The 19,358-nt window shown below is 41.8% G+C and carries 14 protein-coding genes; 9 read left to right on the forward strand and 5 right to left on the reverse strand.

Going from position 1 to position 19,358, the window contains the following annotated elements; all coding sequences use genetic code 11:
• Positions 1 to 110 precede the first annotated feature (110 nt).
• Positions 111 to 1,013, reverse strand: coding sequence for a DNA-binding transcriptional activator PunR (punR, locus tag EGC86_RS08300; protein ID WP_123777203.1), 903 nt, complete (start codon positions 1,011 to 1,013; stop codon positions 111 to 113).
• A gap of 203 nt (positions 1,014 to 1,216) precedes the next feature.
• Between punR and punC the strand changes: the two genes are divergently transcribed.
• Positions 1,217 to 2,500 (forward strand): purine nucleoside transporter PunC, encoded by a 1,284-nt coding sequence (punC, locus tag EGC86_RS08305; RefSeq protein WP_123777204.1) that lies wholly within the window; start codon positions 1,217 to 1,219, stop codon positions 2,498 to 2,500.
• Positions 2,501 to 2,688: 188 nt separating this feature from the next.
• Positions 2,689 to 3,471, forward strand: coding sequence for a substrate-binding periplasmic protein (locus EGC86_RS08310; protein WP_123777205.1), 783 nt, complete (start codon positions 2,689 to 2,691; stop codon positions 3,469 to 3,471).
• A 36-nt stretch (positions 3,472 to 3,507) separates the two neighbouring features.
• Here EGC86_RS08310 and EGC86_RS08315 read toward each other — a convergent pair whose 3' ends face one another.
• On the reverse strand, positions 3,508 to 4,263 hold the full coding sequence (locus EGC86_RS08315; protein ID WP_011636394.1) for an SDR family NAD(P)-dependent oxidoreductase: 756 nt from the start codon (positions 4,261 to 4,263) through the stop codon (positions 3,508 to 3,510).
• 116 nt (positions 4,264 to 4,379) lie between these two features.
• Here EGC86_RS08315 and EGC86_RS08320 point away from each other — a divergent pair, with 116 nt between their 5' ends.
• The 6 genes from EGC86_RS08320 (at position 4,380) to EGC86_RS08345 (ending at position 11,535) form a co-directional block, all read left to right on the forward strand.
• Positions 4,380 to 5,303, forward strand: a complete 924-nt coding sequence (locus EGC86_RS08320; RefSeq protein ID WP_123777206.1) for a LysR family transcriptional regulator — start codon at positions 4,380 to 4,382, stop codon at positions 5,301 to 5,303.
• 13 nt (positions 5,304 to 5,316) lie between these two features.
• Complete coding sequence (locus EGC86_RS08325; RefSeq protein ID WP_123777207.1) at positions 5,317 to 5,688, forward strand: hypothetical protein; 372 nt, start codon at positions 5,317 to 5,319, stop codon at positions 5,686 to 5,688.
• A gap of 85 nt (positions 5,689 to 5,773) precedes the next feature.
• Positions 5,774 to 6,223, forward strand: coding sequence for a DNA polymerase III subunit chi (locus tag EGC86_RS08330; RefSeq protein ID WP_011636391.1), 450 nt, complete (start codon positions 5,774 to 5,776; stop codon positions 6,221 to 6,223).
• A gap of 33 nt (positions 6,224 to 6,256) precedes the next feature.
• The gene (locus EGC86_RS08335) at positions 6,257 to 9,163 is read left to right on the forward strand and encodes a valine--tRNA ligase (protein WP_123777208.1); all 2,907 of its coding nucleotides are present in this window, start codon (positions 6,257 to 6,259) and stop codon (positions 9,161 to 9,163) included.
• Between the two features lie 215 nt (positions 9,164 to 9,378).
• Complete coding sequence (locus EGC86_RS08340; RefSeq protein WP_011636389.1) at positions 9,379 to 9,717, forward strand: PBPRA1643 family SWIM/SEC-C metal-binding motif protein; 339 nt, start codon at positions 9,379 to 9,381, stop codon at positions 9,715 to 9,717.
• Positions 9,718 to 9,999: 282 nt separating this feature from the next.
• Positions 10,000 to 11,535, forward strand: coding sequence for an MFS transporter (locus EGC86_RS08345; protein WP_059746522.1), 1,536 nt, complete (start codon positions 10,000 to 10,002; stop codon positions 11,533 to 11,535).
• 645 nt (positions 11,536 to 12,180) lie between these two features.
• On the opposite strand, the gene EGC86_RS08350 is transcribed toward EGC86_RS08345, so the two are convergent.
• From EGC86_RS08350 to EGC86_RS08360, 3 genes are all read right to left on the reverse strand, one after another.
• The gene (locus EGC86_RS08350) at positions 12,181 to 14,535 is read right to left on the reverse strand and encodes an OmcA/MtrC family decaheme c-type cytochrome (RefSeq protein WP_123777209.1); all 2,355 of its coding nucleotides are present in this window, start codon (positions 14,533 to 14,535) and stop codon (positions 12,181 to 12,183) included.
• A gap of 336 nt (positions 14,536 to 14,871) precedes the next feature.
• Positions 14,872 to 15,828, reverse strand: a complete 957-nt coding sequence (locus tag EGC86_RS08355) for a LysR family transcriptional regulator (protein ID WP_123777210.1) — start codon at positions 15,826 to 15,828, stop codon at positions 14,872 to 14,874.
• A gap of 64 nt (positions 15,829 to 15,892) precedes the next feature.
• Complete coding sequence (locus EGC86_RS08360) at positions 15,893 to 16,606, reverse strand: 16S rRNA pseudouridine(516) synthase (RefSeq protein WP_123777211.1); 714 nt, start codon at positions 16,604 to 16,606, stop codon at positions 15,893 to 15,895.
• An 81-nt stretch (positions 16,607 to 16,687) separates the two neighbouring features.
• On the opposite strand from EGC86_RS08360, the gene glnD reads away from it, so the two are divergent.
• On the forward strand, positions 16,688 to 19,336 hold the full coding sequence (gene glnD, locus EGC86_RS08365; RefSeq protein WP_123777212.1) for a [protein-PII] uridylyltransferase: 2,649 nt from the start codon (positions 16,688 to 16,690) through the stop codon (positions 19,334 to 19,336).
• Positions 19,337 to 19,358 lie beyond the last annotated feature (22 nt).

Here is a 19,358-nt window from a genome sequence, read left to right on the forward strand (position 1 = left end):
GTATTATCTTTAACGCATATTAAAGGGTAAAGCCTAAGGCTTTACCCTTTTTTTATTGTCGAAGACGTCAATACGTTAGCCTGTAAAGTACCCTCTCAAAACCATCAGAACTAGGCTAACCATTGACGATGTAATTGCTCTTCATCACCTAAATAGTCCAATACCCAAGCCAATGCGGGTGACATTTGATCATCATTCCACGCCAAACAACATGGGCTAGGTTGTTTCACTCTGTTGAGCGTTTTACAGACTAACTTTCCAGATTCAATCAACGGTCGAGCCAGATGTTCAGGCATATATCCAACCCCTAAGCCTTCGACAAAACAGTTAATAGCACTGTGCCAATCGGGCACAACTAATCGTCGTTGACTGTTTAGCATCCACGTAATCCGCTTTGGAATATCACGAGAGGTATCTTCAAGACAAATAGACGGAAAAACACGTAACTCATCATCGCTCAGTGGACGCATAATATTTGCCAGTGGATGATCAGAGCTAACCACAAACAGCCAATCAATATTGCCCATATTAGTGAATTTAAATGCCCCACCAACTGGATTTGCGGTTGTCGCACCAATGGCAATATCACTTCTTCCGGTAGCAAGAGCCTCCCATACACCATTAAACACTTCAATCCTGATAATCAGCTCAACATCTTGAAACTGTCGATAAAAATCAGCAATCAACGCATGAACGCTATCCGTTCTCGAAATATTATCCAATGCAATGGAGAGTATAGGCTTCCAACCATTGGCCACTCGTTGAGTGTCGCGTTTCATTAACTCCATATCGTTAAGAAACTGGCGCGCTTTTACGGCGAAATGCTTTCCTGCTGGGGTTAGGCTGACACTGCGATGATGGCGAATAAATAACTCGACTCCCAGTTCAGTTTCAATTTGTTTGACTGAATAACTTATAGCAGACGGTACCTTATGCAATTTTTTCGCGGCTGCAGTAAAGCTACCTGTTTGGGCGACAACGTCTATTAGCTCAAAAACTTGCTGTGAAAGCATATCAATTTAACTCGCTAGAAAATGTACATTAACAGCACAAGATGAATAACACATCCAAGGTTTTATATTGAACTGAAACCTTCCATTCCTGTAATTACATCATGGTATCAATATTTTTGATAGCAGCCGTCAAAAATAAACGTTTCCAGCTAATTTAGTAAACCATTAAGCTAGCGGCCTTTATTGAACTGACGAAAATAGATATGCCTAATTTGAACAATAACAATATATTAATCAACACAAAACAAACAAATATAACATTCTATTTGTTTCTGTTTTATTTAGCCTTACTGAGTATGTTAGGTTTTGTAGCTACCGACATGTACCTCCCATCATTCAAATCTATTGAAAGGACTTTTAATGCAAGCACTTCAGAAGTGGCCATATCGTTAACCAGCTTTTTAGCTGGCCTCGCTATCGGACAGTTATTGTATGGGCCATTAGTACATAAAATAGGTAAGCGAAACTCACTGTTTGTTGGTTTAAGCCTGTTTATGCTGGCAAGTGCATTGATTGCGAACAGTGACAGTATTCTGATGATGAATATTGCTCGTTTCTTCCAAGCGATTGGTGCTTGCAGTGCAGCCGTTATTTGGCAAGCGATTGTGATTGAGCAATACCCAGCCGATAAAGCTCAAAATATTTTCTCTAATATTATGCCTTTAGTGGCATTGTCTCCGGCATTAGCGCCCATTGCTGGCGCAATGATACTGAATAGTTTTGGCTGGCGCGCGGTGTTTATTAGCTTATGTATCATTGCAGTATTACTCATTGCCATGACGTATTTTTTTGTGCCTAAAGAACAAGTGAGCGTTCACAAAAGCAAAACTCATATCCGCTATAAACAACTGCTTTCCAATACGCGATATTTAGGCAATGTGGTTATTTTTGGTGCGTGTTCAGGCGCTTTTTTTGCTTACTTAACGTTGTGGCCTGCTGTCATGGAACAGTATGGTTACGCCGCGACAGAAATTGGCTTAAGTTTTATTCCCCAAACCATCATGTTTATTGTTGGTGGCTACTCAAGTAAATTACTGATCCGCAAATTTGGCACCAAAATCAGCCTAAACTGTTTACTGATATTGTTTGGTTTATGTGTTGCTGCCATTTTCACCTCCAGTGTGATCCTCAATACTGAAACAATATTGCCACTGCTCATTGCATTCTCTTTGCTAGCAGGAAGCAATGGCGCGATTTATCCTATTGTGGTCAATAATGCTCTGCAAGAGTTCAGCAATAACGCGGCCAAAGCTGCAGGACTACAAAACTTTTTGCAGATTACTATCTCTTTTGGGGCATCAAGTCTGGTGGCAATTTGGGCAAGTGCGGGTGATAACGCCATTGGTTGGGGAATACTGGCCTGTTCAGTATTGGTTGCCGTTGGCCACGTGATAAAAAGTCATGATTCTTGGGCACAAATAAATCAGTATTTTACTTTTCCTGATCCAGCAAGGTTATCTAAAGCCTTCACTAAACATGATCAATAATGGTGATGTGGCGATAAAATAATCATCATATGATGGAGTTATAATTTGTCTATAACTTCATCATATGCTAGGTTATTTATTGAACAGCTTAACGTTAACTCTCACATTCAAATTAACAATCACAAGGAATTGATTGAATGACGCAACACAACCGCTTGATAATGTCATTAGCAGTGGCACACCCATAAATGAAACGCTTGCCTTTAACGCTTTATATCATCTTCCTCAGCGTTTGCTTTGCACTCACGCCAACGGGCGATCTATTTGCAAAAGACCAATCGCAAGTTCGATTTATCACCCATCCATTACCCCCATTTAGTTACATTGATAATGATCTTTTAAGCGGTTTTTCTATCGATATTGTTCAAGCGATGATGCTACATACCCAGCAAACAGCCAACATTGAAATGTACCCCTTTAATAGAGCTTTTCAGTTATTAAAGTCGCAACCCAATACTGCGTTATTTGTCATTGCTAAAAGGCCGGAAAGAGAAGTAAACATGAAATGGGTAGGCCCCATTATTAGTAGCGGAGTGTATTTTTACCAAAAGCGTAATTCCGGACTATCACTAGCAGATTTAGAAGACTTAAAACGAGTCCGAAATGTCGGCGTAGTGCTTGGTAATGCTGACCATACCTATTTGGACTCCCAAGGATTCACTAACCTCAGTACAGACAAATCCCAATTACAATCGCTCAAAATGCTCAGTTACGGCAGAGTTGATGTTGCGCCGATGAGCGAGCTAGTGATGCCTTTTTTGGCAAAAGCAGCCGATATCGATATCAACTCAATAGAACGTACTCCTATTAAGTTGTACGACTCTACCTTATATATTGCGTTTTCAAACGACACCACTGATGAGGCGGTTGCACTATGGCAACAAGCATTTGATGAGTTAAAATCATCAGGGATGTACCAGACCATTTATCAAGATTATTTTCCAACTGATACCAATATTGCCAAGCGATAATGGGCTTACTGCTGATTATCATCACTTCGCCATCAATTACAAATGAATTCCTCCAGACACTTCAATTCTCTGACCATTTAACCACTGCGCTTCGTCGCTTAATAACATCAACATCGCCTTACCAATATCATCCGGCAAACCAACACGCCCAAGTGCCGTTTTTGATGCGATAGACTCATTTAGCGCAGTATTATCACGCACAACGCCACCACCAAAATCGGTTTCTATTGCCCCTGGCGCTAAGGTATTGACGCTTATCTGACGAGGCCCAAGCTCTAAAGCTAAATAACGGGTCATCACTTCAACACCCGCTTTCATCATGGCATAAGCACAGAACCCCGTTTCACTAAAACGTGTTAACCCAGAACTCACATTAATCACTTTTCCACCATTATTGACCAAAGGAAGTAACGATTGAGTTAGAAAAAAAGCTCCCTTTAAATGCACATTCATTAACCCATCAAACTGAGCTTCAGTTGTGTCTGCAAATGCAGCGAACTCACCCATTCCCGCGTTGTTAATCAATGCATCAATATTCTCGCGTTCAAAATATTGGCTTAGTAACTCAGAGAGCTCATCTGTAAATGACCCAAACATGGAAACATCGCCAACATTCAGCGGTAATGCTGCGGCTTTTTGCCCTAACCAACGTATGCTGGCGACAACCTCATCTGCAGCCTCCTTGTTATGTAAATATGTAATCACCACATCCATGCCTTTAGCCGCCAACATTAATGCGGCATTCTTGCCTAAACCACGACTACCGCCAGTAACTAACACCAATTTATTCATATATGCCTCTTATTCATTTCACAGAAGTGCAATGATAATAAAACACTCACCTACTATGATAAACAGCATAAAAGTGACATTATTGTTTGTTTTACACGAACAATAATAAGGTAATAATGAATAAATTTGAAGCCATGAGACGGTTTGTTCATGTCGCGCAAACCGGTAGCTTTACTCAGGCTGCAGCGGCATTGCACTTACCTAAATCGAGTATTTCAACTGCCGTCGAGTCATTAGAGCAACTATTAGGCACTCGGCTTTTTCAGCGCAGTACCCGGCGGGTGACGCTAACCCATGACGGGGCTATCTATTTGGCTCAATGTCGACAAATATTGCACGATATAGATGCTTTAGAAAGCCAGTTTCAGCATGAAAATGACAGCGTTAGAGGCGTCATAAAAGTCGATATGCCGAGTCGTTTTGCCAATAAAACTGTACTGCCTCGACTAAGCGAATGGTGTGAGCGTTATCCCCACGTCAATGTTGTCATCAGCAGTACGGATTATCATATCGATCCAATAAAGTCTGGGGTTGATTGCCTGATCAGAGTGGGCAATCAAGGTAACAGCTTACTAATTGCCAGACCCTTAACTCAATATCGTATTATCAACTGCATTAGCCCAACCTATATCCAACGCTATGGTACGCCAAGCACCTTAGCAGACTTACAATACCACCGAATGATCGGTTACGTCCCGACAGTGAATCATAGTGCCTCCATTGATTATAATTCGGCCGAGTTTGACTATGTAGAACAAGGGCAGAATTGCCAGCACACGGTTCCAAGTGTGATATCGGTGACTAATTCCGACGCTTATACTTCGGCATGTTTAGCTGGGCTGGGTATTGCTCAAATTCCACAGATGGGGGTAACAGACTACTTAAATACTGGTCGTTTAATCCGGATTTTGCCTCAATATGAAGCAGCTCCCATGCCAGTGAGTATCTTGTACCCTTCACGCAGCCAACTACCGAAGCGCCTAAGTTTGTTTATGGATTGGCTCGACAGTATTGTTAAAACCGCAGTAATGAATCAATAAACGGGGCAAATTAATGGCCATGACTCGTCAGCAACACAAAGCACATTTAATTGATAATCAAAAAATAGATATCTATTACGACAGTTTCACCACCCGTTTCAGCTTAGCTGTAAATGAGCAACGGGTTTATAGTCGGCTACTGCTGTTAAGCCCATGGCGTAAACAGCAAATAATGATTAATAACATCTCCTACAATTTAACCATTAGGTGGTTTGTACTATGGCGTTCAAGCTTAACGCCAGCTCAACCATCGCCTCAACGTCTATCCATCACAGAGCTATTACCGCAGCGGCGTAGAAAATCCATTATGATAGCGATATATGCCGGATTAATAAGCGCTATTAAACTGACCTTAGGGATATTGAGCTATTCCAGCGTCATATGAATATCGCATCACGAGGCCATTAACCCGCAGACGATTTTAGTGTAAACTCGAGCCCAACTTATTAACCTGTTAAAAGCATCACCACATGACTCAAGCCTTGTTTTACCTTATGCCTGATAATCATAATCAAATGAGTGCATTAGATGCGCTCTATTTAGCGGCTTGCAGGTTAGCTGAACAACAATATCGCCAACAAAAAACCGTCTACATTCACTGTAAAGACAAACAGCAAGCTTATGCAATTGACGAATTACTGTGGCAATTTGAGCCAAACGCCTTTGTACCACACAACTTAAAAGGTGAAGGCCCAGTGACAGGTGCACCGGTCGAAATTGGTTTTGATACTTTAGGACCAAATAAAAGTCGCCAAGTTCTGATTAATCTTGCAGACCAAATGCCCAGTTTTGCGGTAAACTTGCCCCATATTATCGATTTTGTCGCTAATGATGACGAACTCAAGCGCATTGCTCGCAATCGCTACCGTCAATATCAGAATGTAGGCATTACGCCCAGCACTCAAGCATTAGCTGAATAAACACTTAATTTAGATAGAGAACATAACGCTCCTATGGAAAAAACATACAACCCAAAGTCTATCGAACAAGCCCTTTACCAAAACTGGGAAGAGCAAGGTTACTTCAAGCCGCATGGTGATGAATCAAAAGGCAATTACTGCATCATGATCCCGCCACCGAATGTAACCGGTAGCTTGCATATGGGCCATGCCTTCCAAGACACCATCATGGATACCCTTACCCGCTTTGAGCGCATGAAAGGTAAAAATACCTTGTGGCAAGTTGGCACCGACCACGCGGGTATTGCAACTCAAATGTTGGTTGAGCGTAAGCTTGAAGCCGAAGAAGGTAAAACTCGCCATGATTTAGGCCGTGATGCCTTTATTGATAAAGTGTGGGACTGGAAAGAACAGTCTGGTGGCACGATTACCAAACAGCTTCGCCGTATGGGCGCATCGGTTGATTGGGATCGCGAACGTTTCACTATGGATGAAGGCTTATCAAAAGCGGTTCAAGAAGTGTTTGTTCGCCTATACGATGATGAGCTCATTTATCGTGGTAAGCGCCTAGTTAACTGGGATCCAAAGCTGCACACCGCCATTTCAGATTTAGAAGTTGAAAACAAAGAGAAACAAGGCCACATGTGGCACTTCCGCTATCCTTTGGCCCAAGGTGCATTAACAGCCGACGGTAAAGATTACCTAGAAGTGGCCACTACGCGCCCAGAAACCATGTTAGGTGACAGCGCAGTAGCCGTACATCCAGATGATGAACGTTACCAGTCATTAATTGGCAAATTCATTCTATTGCCTATCGTTAACCGTTTAGTGCCGATTGTTGCCGACGATTATGTCGACATGGAATTTGGAACCGGTTGTGTAAAAATCACTCCAGCCCATGACTTTAACGACTATGAAGTCGGTAAACGTCATCAACTGCCTATGTACAACATCTTCACCTTAGATGCCGCCGTACGTAGTTTTGTTGAAGTGATTAACACTGATGGCACCCCAAACAAAGGTGTCGAGATTGCCTTGCCAGAGCGTTATGTTGGCCTAGATCGCTTTAAAGCCCGTGATGCTATCGTGGCTGAATTTGACAGCTTAGGTCTACTTGAAAAAGTCGCTCCGCACGGCTTAAAAGTACCTTATGGCGATCGCTCTGGTGTGGTGATTGAACCATTACTAACCGACCAGTGGTATGTGGCTGTTCAGTCAATGGCTAAAACAGCCATTGAAGCGGTAGAAACCGGTGAAATTAAGTTTGTACCGCAGCAATACGAAAACATGTACTTCTCATGGATGCGCGATATTAAAGACTGGTGTATTTCACGCCAGTTATGGTGGGGACACCGTATTCCAGCTTGGTACGACGAAAACGGCAAAGTCTACGTTGGTCGTAACGAAGCAGAAGTCCGCGCTAAACATCAATTTGCTGACTCTGTGGTATTACGTCAAGACGACGACGTATTAGACACCTGGTTCAGCTCAGCATTATGGACATTCTCAACCTTAGGTTGGCCAGACAATTTAGAAGATTTAAAAACCTTCCACCCAACCGACGTGTTGGTTACCGGTTTTGACATCATCTTCTTCTGGGTTGCCCGCATGATCATGATGACCATGCACTTTATTAAAGATGAAGATGGCAAGCCACAAGTGCCTTTTAAAACCGTTTACGTTACCGGTCTTATCCGTGACGAAGTCGGCAATAAAATGTCAAAGTCTAAAGGTAACGTACTTGATCCATTAGACATGATTGACGGTATCGAGCTTGAAACCTTAGTTGAAAAGCGTACTGGCAACATGATGCAGCCACAACTGGCTGCAAAAATTGAGAAAAGTACCCGTAAAGAATTTGCCGATGGCATTGAAGCTCATGGTACTGATGCACTGCGCTTTACCTTAGCAGCAATGGCTTCAACCGGTCGCGACATCAACTGGGACATGAAACGTCTTGATGGTTACCGCAGTTTTTGTAACAAGTTATGGAATGCGTCACGTTACGTGTTAATGAACACTGAAGTGCAGACGGATCCTGATAGCGATGAAGCTGGCGAACCTTTAGATTGCGGTCAATTGCTAGTTGATGGCAAACCGGGTGCGATGGAATTGTCGTTAGCCGATCGTTGGATCATTGGTTTGTTTAACCAAACCGTGAAAACCGTAGAAGATCACATGGCCGCTTTCCGTTTCGACTTAGCCGCTAACACTTTATACGAGTTCACTTGGAATCAATTCTGTGACTGGTATTTGGAATTAACCAAGCCTGTTATGCAAAATGGCACTGAAGCGCAAATGCGCGGCACTCGCCACACTTTGGTCAATGTGCTTGAAAAAATGCAACGTCTAATGCATCCATTTATGCCATACATTACCGAAACGATTTGGCAACGCGTCAAACCGTTAGCGGGCGTAACTGGCGATACTATCATGCTAGCATCGTTCCCAACTTATCAAGCAGATCAAGTTGATGCGACCGCGATGGCCGATCTTGAATGGGTTAAGCAAGTGATTGTAGCAGTACGTAATATTCGTGCAGAGCTTAACATTGCCCCATCAAAGCCGCTTAATGCGTTACTGCGTGGTGTGAGCTACGAAGATCGTATTCGTCTTGAAGCAAACCAAACATTCTTTGCAAGTTTGGCTAAACTCGAAACGATGACCATTTTAGCAGAGGGTGAAACAGCGCCAATGTCGAGCACTCAGTTAGTCGGCAATATGGAGCTATTAATCCCAATGGCAGGTTTGATCGATGTAGGCGCAGAAATGGCCCGTATCGATAAACAGTTAGAAAAGCTTGCTCAAGAGATTGCTCGTATTGAAGGTAAATTATCTAATCAAGGTTTTGTGGCTAAAGCCCCTGCTGCGGTAATTGATAAAGAACGCGCTAAGATGACCGATTTAACTCGTGACATTGAAAAATTAAACGAACAAAAAGTCGAATTAGCTAAGATTTAACTGCACTAAGTTGTTGTCTTAAGGTTTACTTTGTTTAACAAAGCACTATTAAAAAAACCAGCGAATAACTCGCTGGTTTTTTATCTTTGTTGATGTGACCCATGGCGATAATATTAGGTTTATTTGGTTCAAAATTGAAACTTTGATATCTCAACTTACATTTTTGGTGTATAAGCTTCGGCCAATATCATCATTCTATCTAATGGGTCAAAACCATGTCTGATAAATACTTTTTTAAAGGTCGTAGAACCCCTAAGCCAGCTTATGGTGAAAGTGGTTATAACACCAAACGTGCAGCCAAACTGGGCACGGAAGCGTTACCGTTAATATTGTCAGTTCAAACCGAAGCTCGCCAACATGAAGTGGCTGCTATGGTCGCTGAACAGCAACTCTTTGCTAATATCACTATTGATGCTGATAAGCCTGAAAACATTGTTGATTTAACTGGTTTGCTGAATAAACCCAAAGCGGTTACTTCTGAAGCTAAGCCTAACCGCAATGATGCTTGCCCTTGTGGCAGTGGTAAAAAGTACAAAAAGTGTTGCGGTGCTTAAACCGTAACACCAACGTTAGGCCTGTTGAGAACTAACGGGCCTATGATTAAATATTGAAGCGGATCTTACGATCCGCTTTTTTATTGCCTTTAGATTGCTAGCGTTAACGTTGTATACACTTAACAAACTAGACTTGCCTATGTAACCACATCACAAATTCACAAATAAGCGGCACTCTGAGCGGGCCACTTATGGATAGGGTTTGGTATTAGTCACGAACTTAGGTAAAGTGTCAGCCTTTGTTATAAAAATGAAACAGACCATAAAATAAAAGGGTGACTTATGAGCACTAATTCACACTCAGGCAATGACTTGAGTGAAGTAAAACAGTTAGGCATGTGGGCCGCGATCACCAGTTTAGGCTATATATTTTGGCTTGTCGGTGGCATGGAGCTAATAGAACGTATTGCCTATTATGGTGTAAAAGCCAGTGCCGGATTGTACGCTAAAGCGCCTGTTTCAGAAGGCGGACTGGGCATTAATTTAAGTGATTACGGTATTATCATATCTGTTTGGGCGTTACTACAAACCTTTGTACCTGTGTTAACTGGCGGAATTTCTGACCGTGTCGGTTACAAAGAAACCATTTTTGTTTCTACCATCATCAAAATATGTGGTTATTTAACCATGGCATTCTTTCCCAGTTTCTGGGGTTTTCTTGCCGGTGCCATGTTGTTAGCCATGGGCACAGGGGTATTCAAACCAGGTATTCAAGGCACCTTAGTACTGTCAACTAACCGAAATAATACTTCAATGGCTTGGGGCATTTTTTACCAAGTGGTTAACATCGGTGGATTTTTAGGTCCATTGGTTGCGGTACACATGCGTCAATTATCTTGGGATAATGTATTTTACGCCTGTGCAGCGATTATCTCGTTTAACTTTTTATTCTTATTAGCTTATAAAGAGCCTGGCAAAGCTGAGCGCTTAGAGCGTGCACGCCAAGTAAAAACAGGAGAGATAACACAACAAGCATTGTGGAAGGATGCCTTAGGAGAACTAAAAAAGCCTGTGGTGATTTACTACATGCTGGTGTTTGCTGGTTTTTGGTTTTTATATAACTCATTATTTGATGTATTGCCTATTCACATTGCGGAATGGGTTGATACCAGCGTCATTGTCACCTCTTTATTTGGCCCAGAAGGCACCAGCAGCGGCATATTGCAGTTCTGGTTAGGCTTGAATAATGACGGCACCAAAGTGATGCCAGAGGGTATGCTCAACCTCAATGCAGGGATGATCATGACCACTTGCTTCATTGTTGCAGCGCTTACGGCTAAATATCGTATTACCACAGCCATGTTTGTTGGCTGTTTATTGAGTATTTTAGCCATTGCCTTGGTCGGTGCATTTAATGCGGCTTGGATGATTGTACTGGCAATTGCCATGTTCTCTGTCGGCGAAATGATGATCAGCCCCAAGAAAAACGAATTTATGGGCAACATCGCACCTGAAGGTAAAAAAGCCATGTATTTAGGCTTTGTCATGCTTCCTCAAGGCATAGGTTGGACGTTGGAAGGTTATTTCGGCCCTAAACTGTATGACATGTACGCGTCAAAAGAACGCATCGCTCGTGAAGCTCTGTCTGAACATGGTATGAACTTAACCGATATTGCTAACATCCCTCAAGGTGAAGCATTTAGTCGCTTAGTCAGCGTAACAGGTCAAGACCCACAGGCATTAACCCAAGCTTTATATCAAGCCAACAATATCGGCATGGCTTGGTATATTATCGCCGCCATTGGGATTATTTCTGCTGTAGGTATTTTCATCTACGGCAAATGGCTATTAAGGATGCAGCGCCAACAAGTGGCTTAGTTGAGCGAACTGTAGAGTACTTACCATAAAGTACCGATTTGATAAAAGGGAAGCAGCAATGCTTCCTTTTTGTTTTTCATCCCAAATAGATCGATAGATTTTAATCGAGTCATAATAGAACAGCCGCAATCATTAACTTCCCTCCCAATAACTTCTTGTTCATTAACTCAGTACTCCTCACTTACCCTGCTTACTACTTACTCGGTTCAATATCGATTGATAGATCATACTCCTCAAATCGCACGCGCCACACTACAGCCGAATACATCAGCATCAATTAGTTACACGTCGATGTGTCGGACTCATTAAGCCATCGTCTGTTGTAGATAAAATGCCACCACATTAGATGATTCAGTTGACGTTGAGATGTTATTAACCTCAATTCAGTCGTCAATTAAACAGCAATAACTCAAGTTATTTGCATTGGCTGGATTGAGCAGATTTGATTAGGTTGAGTTGGTTTAAATCGGATGAGATTAAGACGTTAATGATGCTAAATGTTATCAAGTTCGAGGGCCAGTACAAATAACGGATGACCATAAAGTGTTTATATACTGATGGATAAAATCAATAAAAAAAAGGGAGGCATTGCTGCCTCCCTCTTACTTACTTTCTTAAGTGATGATTAAGAAGTTATCAAAATATTTAGTGCGCTGCACCAGAGTGAACTTTATCAACACCGTAAGCTTTACCTTCGGCATGACATGTTGCACATGATTCAACTGGTAGATTAGCAATTGATGCTGGACTACCTTCGACATAAGCACCATTGTTCTCAAAGTGAGTCAGAGCAGATGCTTTTGTATGACAAGAGCGGCAAGACTCAGCAACTGGAGACACAAATTTAGTTCCTGCTGCATCCACTGCAATTGAACGTTTACCTGACGTTAAACCACCATCAGCAGCAAAGATACCGACATCTTCTTTGTGACATGCTGAACATTGAGTTGCAACTGCAGGGTAACCTTCAGTTTCCATATCTGAATTCAAATGAATTGCAGGGAAACCACGGTTGTCGTCCCATAAGCCGCTGTGGAAGCGATGCGAAACAGTCATTAAGTCACGGTTGCTGAAAGTTAGACCTTCAACAATAGCAAAGACTGGTGCGCCATCAGCATCAACTGCATCAGTTTTGTACTCAACAGTGCCATGGTATGAACCACCCCATGTATTGTTGTGACAACCCATACATTGGTCAAAACGCTCGTTACCGTAGTGCTTTGCAATACCTAACGATGTATGACAAGTACTACATTTTGCTTCGTCTGCGCTAACCATAGATGGTACGCTTTGACGAGCAATATTGGCACCTGAACCGTCTGCATTAACTAGGTTCCAATATGCAGTGTCCATAGTTACTGCAATATACTCAACCGCGTATTGATCTACGCCACTCGCATTTTGACAAGCAATTAGCTTAGCATCTGCATCAGCACAAACTGAGAAGCGAGGAGTAATGGCAAGACTCTGACCAACGACGTTAAAGTTAGCTACTTTAGTAACAACAAGCTTACCACCAGCAGAAACAGCACCTGTTAGATTTAAAGATGTACCCACAAAGTAAGTGCCATCTGCGTCAACAGTACCTGTTTTGATTTCGTCATAATTGGCATAAGGACCAAAATCGAAGCCATCAGCAATAGGTTGACCATCAATGCTTACATCAAAAGTAACGCTCATTTGATCTTGTACTTCATCATACGCAGGAGTTGTTACGCCATTCTTAGTAACTTCAGGAATAGTAACGGTTACAGCATCTTCTGCATAAGTGACATTGCTAACTGCAAACACAATAGAGTCAGTCGCCATTGCACGCACGCCAACATTATGTGCTTCACTTGGGCTTAAGCTACCTGAACCGTGACAACCAGAACATACAGCGTCACTAGCAGGCACAATACCTCTATGGTTTACACCGGTTGCTAAATCAACATCAACGTGACAAGACACACACGCTTCAGCATAAATGTTTTCATTCCACTGCTGGCCATTATCATGACAAGCGGTACATTCATTTAGCTCAGATGGGAAACCAATTTCACCAAACATCTCTTTGGCTTCACCAGTTAGAGAGTCAGCAATATGATGACCCGCGTGGATAGTGTGGATCATGGCATTGAAGTTTGCATTAAAGCCTTTTTCAGGATCGTCCTGTCCACCGGCATAAGCTGGATTATGACAAGCTACGCAATTTTCAACTTTTTGGTAATTATGATGAGCACCAATATTGGCAATACGCATATCAGTATCAGCGTAACCTTCCATTGGGCTATGACATTTAATACATGCAGCATTAGACACGGAGTCTTTTGCAGAAACAGCAAGCTCGCCAGTAGCAGGAATAAAATCAACCGGAGTTGATAAAATCTTATCGCTCACTGAAGTGCCATCAGCCATCACAACGTCATAAGCACGAATAAACACACGAGCTAAATCGTTTGCATCACCACTAGCCAATACTACAGGCGCGTTACCGTCGTGTGCCCAAGTACCAGTATAAGTGCCAGGATTAGCTTCATCTTCAACTAATGTACAAGCATCGACTACAGCGCCTCCTCGTGCTGCGGCAGTTCCGGTTAAGGTACAATACATGCTGCTACCAAAATCATTGGCAAGGGCATGGTTGGTCCATAACATTGGCGCGCCAGTGTCAGTAGTATTAGCTGATTGACTCATCACATATAACGCGACTTTATCAAGTCCCGAGTATGGAACGTCCGCTCCGCCACTACCTTTACCTGTTACGGTAAATTTAACGTTAAATGGATCAGCACCTACTACGACGATATCTGTAGGAGCCAGTGTTAAATTAAAGTCATAGGCAGTTTCAACCGTAGTAACGACCGAACCACCTGATGTGCCTGGTGTGCCTGGTGTGCCTGGTGTGCCCGGAGTACCTGCAGCTCCGTCAGCACCATCACTGCCGTCAGAGCCACAACCTGTTACACCCAACGCTGCAATAAACGCTGCAGCAAGTAATGTTCTATTATAATTTTTCATTTTAAATCCCCCGATTTAAATTTGTAGGTTTTACGCATCTAAAATATAAGTAAATGAGACAAAACACCCGCTTGCTGTGATAAACCTGTGAGGTTTGGTTACAAATTCGTTAACAGAAATTGATGATTTTAGTTTTAGGTATCCGCAAAAATGAAACCGTCAGTTTCAGATAAGGTAACCCTAAAGAGGTACTTTATAAGTTGGGGTAATATAAAAGTGCAGAGGATGATAAATAAAAAACTATAAAATCAACGCTATATATAAAATAATGGTTATAAAAAAGATTCAGGTCACAAAATTAAGTGCTCTGAACCTCATTAAAAATATTAATAACCTTCACACCAGCAATGACTTAACGATATTGATTATCATTTCCTTAACATTTGACGAATAACGGCGGTAGTGTTCTGCTCGCTCAATTAAACAATAACTTGGCATCGCCATCACGCTATTGAGCTTGTTAAATTCATGATGTGGAAGTTTTTCTACTCGTAATTGAGGGATTTGTTGTGCGAACGAACCTTCATTACAAATCGTAATGGCTAAACTGTCCATGGTCAGTATGTGCCAATACCAATCTTCGAGCTTTCTTGCGCACTCAATATCTTCTAGTAGCAAACCATGGGTTTGACAATATAACTCTAAAGGATCGATACGATTGTTAAAGCCTTTACAGCGTAAATACACCACAGGGTGTTGAATAATATCTTCTAACTTGATGTTCTCAGCACTGCCCCAAAATGGATGGTTGATATTGCCTACAACGCATAAAGACGTCACATTGGCAATAGGATAAGCCTCTAAACCATGAGAATCTTGAGTTTCAAAGCCAATACCAAAATCGAGTTCGCCATTGTAAATCAACTCTTCAGTGTCGGCTTGCCAACTGTGAAGTTTAACTTTGCCGATAACATCACGCGGAAGCTTACTTAACGCAATGGCTACACTGGTAATAATGCTCGGCGATACTGCAATATGTAAAATCGGTGTTTGATGATGATTTAAACGATCATCTGCCACTCGTTCAATTTGGCTCATCATGTCACACAATTGGCATACAGGCTGATACAAACGTTCTGCTAATGGCGTTGGTTTTAGCCCTTGTTGACGACGAAAAAATAATTCGTCATTAAAAATAGCCCTTAATGATGTTAAACATCGACTAATTTTTGGCGCGGATACAGCAAGCTCTTTGGCTGCAAAATTAGCAAAGCCGGTTTCGTAAATGAGCTTAAACACCAACAAACTAAATACATCTAATTCGCTGACTTTTTTCAGTGCTTGAATATCCACATATCACCTAATCTGCTGTAATGAGGCGATTAAATTAACATGTATCCAAAATAAAAAAATTGATCTAGTGCTGAAAAATGCTATCAACTTCAGCTTTTGTTAATGAACGAAATTCACCCGCATCTAAATGGCTATCAAGCACAATTTTACCAATAGATTCACGATGCAGCGCCACCACCGGATTTCTAAAACGACCAAACATCCGCTTAATTTGATGGTACTTTCCTTCGCGCAACACCACCCGAGCTTGATGACTCGATAATACCGCGAGTTGAGCCGGTAATGTGGTGATGCCCTCAAATTCAAAATACATCCCTTTGGCGAAGGCCTCGACATATTCTTGATCTAATGGATTACCTAACGTCACCAGATATTGTTTGTCGACTTTATGCTGCGGCGACATTAATGCTTCGGACCATTTAGCGTCGTTGGTTAGCAATAATAATCCGGTAGAATGTAAATCTAACCGACCGGCAATATGTAACATATCAGTGTTGACACCAGTTATTAATCCTAATGCCGTAGCGTGTTTATCATCAATGGTCGCACTCACCACCCCATCAGGTTTATTGAGCATATAGTACTGTTTTTGGTATTGACGCAGCACCACACCATTACATTCAATATGAGTAAATTCATCAACCTGTAAATCTGGTGACTTAGCAAACTGGCCATCGACAAGCACTTTGTTGGTAACTAACAATAATCGAACCGCTTTTTTCGGGATCTGTAACGTACCTGCAATAAATTGGTCAAGTCGACCTCGTTTAGACACCATAAAACTTCACCAATATAGAATGATACCAATTTGTTTAAGAATACCTTATTCTGTTAAAAGGCAAAAACATTAAGGAGTAACATGCTTTCGCAACCTGCTAGTACAGATTTGCGCCCAGATATGACCAGCGCTGAATTAAAACAGGCGATAAAGTCACTGGATCAATATTTACAAGATAACATTTTTCAAAGTGCAATTAATGACACCTTGAATAAGCGATCACATTTTTTCGATGCGCTATTATGCCAACTTTGGCAACCCTTCGAATTAGATCCCGCACGTATATCGCTCAATGCAGTTGGGGGTTACGGCCGGCAAACTTTACATCCTTTCTCTGATATTGACATCTGTGTTATTCACGATGGTCCATTAACCCCTACGGAAGCTGCTTCTGTAAGCCAATTTCTGACTCAACTTTGGGATCTTAATCTCGATTTAGGCCATGCTGTACGCAGTTTAACTGACACATTCCAAGCTTGTAAGGATGATGTAACCATTGCAACCAGCTTACTGGAGATTCGTCATTTATTCGGTAATAGTCAGCATCAACAGCAAGTGTTGAATGCACTGTACGGCCAAGATTTATGGCAAAGCCAAGCGTTTTTTAATGCCAAACTCAGCGAACAGCAAGAGCGTCACGCCAAAGCACAAGGCACCTCATACAGCATTGAACCCAATCTTAAAACTAGTCCTGGTGGAATGCGCGATATTCAAACCCTTACCTGGGTTGCTCGCAAACATTTCAGCGTTGCCAATATGCAATCACTTCGGAGCTTTGGTTTTTTAACCAACGACGAATACGCTGAGTTAATGGAGTGCCAACACTTTTTATTCAGAGTGCGCTTTGCCTTGCATCAAGCAGCCCAACGTTCTGAAAATCGTTTATTACTACAATACCAAGCTGAAGTGGCTAAATTAATGGGTTTTGGTGATGGTATGGCCATCGGCGAAAGCGGCAATATTGCAATTGAAAAAATGATGCGCCAATTATTTCGTGCAATGAAGCGCATAGGCGAATTAAACAAAATCTTAATGGCGTATTTTCAACGAGAAATTATTCCAGAGCTTAATCCGCAAATAATCGCGATTAACGATAACTTTGAAATTGTTGATAAGTACATTCACGTTCGAGACGAAACCGTATTTATCGATCGCACTCAAATTATGGCGTTATTTGAGTTTATCGCGATTCATCACGACAAAATAATTGGTATTACTGCAGAAACCTTACGTTCTTTGCGCCAAGTAAGACGTCGCTTAATGGGTGACTTACAAGATTTTCAGCGTTGTAGAGAGCAATTTAAAGCGATATTTGTTCATCCTCAAGGCATGGGACTTGCCATTACCTTGATGCATCAACACGGTATTTTAGCGTCTTATTTACCACAATGGCGTGAAGTTGTTGGCCAGATGCAGTTTGATTTATTCCATGCCTATACGGTCGATGAGCACACCCACAAGGTGCTTAAAAATATATACATCTACGGAAACGACATCAAAACGTTGGATAAAGATCTGGCATTAGCCGCTGATATTTACCAAAAAATGTCTAACAAATCGACACTGTTATTTGCAGCATTGTTCCATGACTTAGCTAAAGGCCGTGGTGGTGACCATAGTAAACTTGGTGCTGTTGATGCCAATTTATTTGCTAAGTTTCATGGCTTAAAAGTCTCACAAGAAAAACTGATTTGCTGGTTAGTAGAAAATCATTTGTTGATGTCTATTACCTCACAACGCATGGATATTTACGATCCTGAAGTCGTGAATGCTTTTGCCAAAAAAGTAGGCACCTTAACCCGTTTAGACGCCCTGTACTGTCTGACCATTGCCGATATTCAGGCAACCAATGATGATCTGTGGAATGACTGGAAAGCATCATTATTAAAAGATTTGTATTTTGTTACTCGTAAAGCACTGCGCAATGGCTTTGAAAATATTTTGCAACTGCGTACTTTGGTGCGAGAACACAAACAAGAAGCACTGAATTTATTAGCCGCCGATGACGATAGCAGTGACGAGATCAAAAAATTATGGCGTCGCTTACCTATCGCCTTTTTCAGTAACGCCGAAGCGGATGATATCGCCAGATATACCCAAGCAATGATTAACCACGATCTTACACCAGTAGCCGAAAATCAATACAACACCTTGATTTTACTCGACGATGTAGTGGTGAAAGGTTGCAGTGACGTGTTTGTTTACACCAAAGACAGACACGGATTGTTTGTTAAATTATTCAATACGTTAGCGACGTTACGTATTTCGGTAAAACAAGCACAAATAGCCCGAACTAAAGATGGTTATGTGGTTGAGTCATTTAAAGTACTCGATTTTGATGAAAAGCCCATTACCAGCGCTCAGCGCCGTGAACAGGTCATCGAAAAATTACACCAAGTGTTAGATAAAGGCGTTAATTTACCGAAAAAACGCCAGTCTAGACGGCATCAGAGTTTCGATAATCAGCCCAATATCGAATTTCTACATTCACGAAAATCGACCCGTAGCTTAGTCAATGTGTCAGCATTAGACACCAGTGAATTTATGGAACAAATTGCCAGTGCATTTAGAGAATTGGATTTGAATATTCATTCGGCCACCATCAGTACAGTCGGCGAACGCGCAGACAATGTGTTTTTATTATCCAATAAAGACGATCAACAATTAACCCCAGAACAACAGCAGCAATTGTCAGCAACACTAATGCAAGCCATTACCACAGACGAATAACAACCTTAATCAGTCAGTGTTA

The sequence above is a fragment of the Shewanella frigidimarina genome, assembly GCF_003797125.1.
GTDB lineage: Bacteria > Pseudomonadota > Gammaproteobacteria > Enterobacterales > Shewanellaceae > Shewanella > Shewanella frigidimarina.

Excerpts from the sequence above, each read along its gene's own strand:
- EGC86_RS08330 (WP_011636391.1), top strand. The coding sequence starts at position 5,774 with ATGACTCAAGCCTTGTTTTACCTTATGCCTGATAATCATAATCAAATG.
- EGC86_RS08335 (WP_123777208.1), top strand. The coding sequence starts at position 6,257 with ATGGAAAAAACATACAACCCAAAGTCTATCGAACAAGCCCTTTACCAA.
- EGC86_RS08340 (WP_011636389.1), top strand. The coding sequence starts at position 9,379 with ATGTCTGATAAATACTTTTTTAAAGGTCGTAGAACCCCTAAGCCAGCT.
- EGC86_RS08360 (WP_123777211.1), bottom strand. The coding sequence starts at position 16,606 with ATGGTGTCTAAACGAGGTCGACTTGACCAATTTATTGCAGGTACGTTA.
- glnD (WP_123777212.1), top strand. The coding sequence starts at position 16,688 with ATGCTTTCGCAACCTGCTAGTACAGATTTGCGCCCAGATATGACCAGC.
- EGC86_RS08350 (WP_123777209.1), bottom strand. The coding sequence starts at position 14,535 with ATGAAAAATTATAATAGAACATTACTTGCTGCAGCGTTTATTGCAGCG.
- EGC86_RS08320 (WP_123777206.1), top strand. The coding sequence starts at position 4,380 with ATGAATAAATTTGAAGCCATGAGACGGTTTGTTCATGTCGCGCAAACC.
- EGC86_RS08310 (WP_123777205.1), top strand. The coding sequence starts at position 2,689 with ATGAAACGCTTGCCTTTAACGCTTTATATCATCTTCCTCAGCGTTTGC.
- EGC86_RS08345 (WP_059746522.1), top strand. The coding sequence starts at position 10,000 with ATGAGCACTAATTCACACTCAGGCAATGACTTGAGTGAAGTAAAACAG.
- EGC86_RS08325 (WP_123777207.1), top strand. The coding sequence starts at position 5,317 with ATGGCCATGACTCGTCAGCAACACAAAGCACATTTAATTGATAATCAA.
- punR (WP_123777203.1), bottom strand. The coding sequence starts at position 1,013 with ATGCTTTCACAGCAAGTTTTTGAGCTAATAGACGTTGTCGCCCAAACA.
- punC (WP_123777204.1), top strand. The coding sequence starts at position 1,217 with ATGCCTAATTTGAACAATAACAATATATTAATCAACACAAAACAAACA.
- EGC86_RS08315 (WP_011636394.1), bottom strand. The coding sequence starts at position 4,263 with ATGAATAAATTGGTGTTAGTTACTGGCGGTAGTCGTGGTTTAGGCAAG.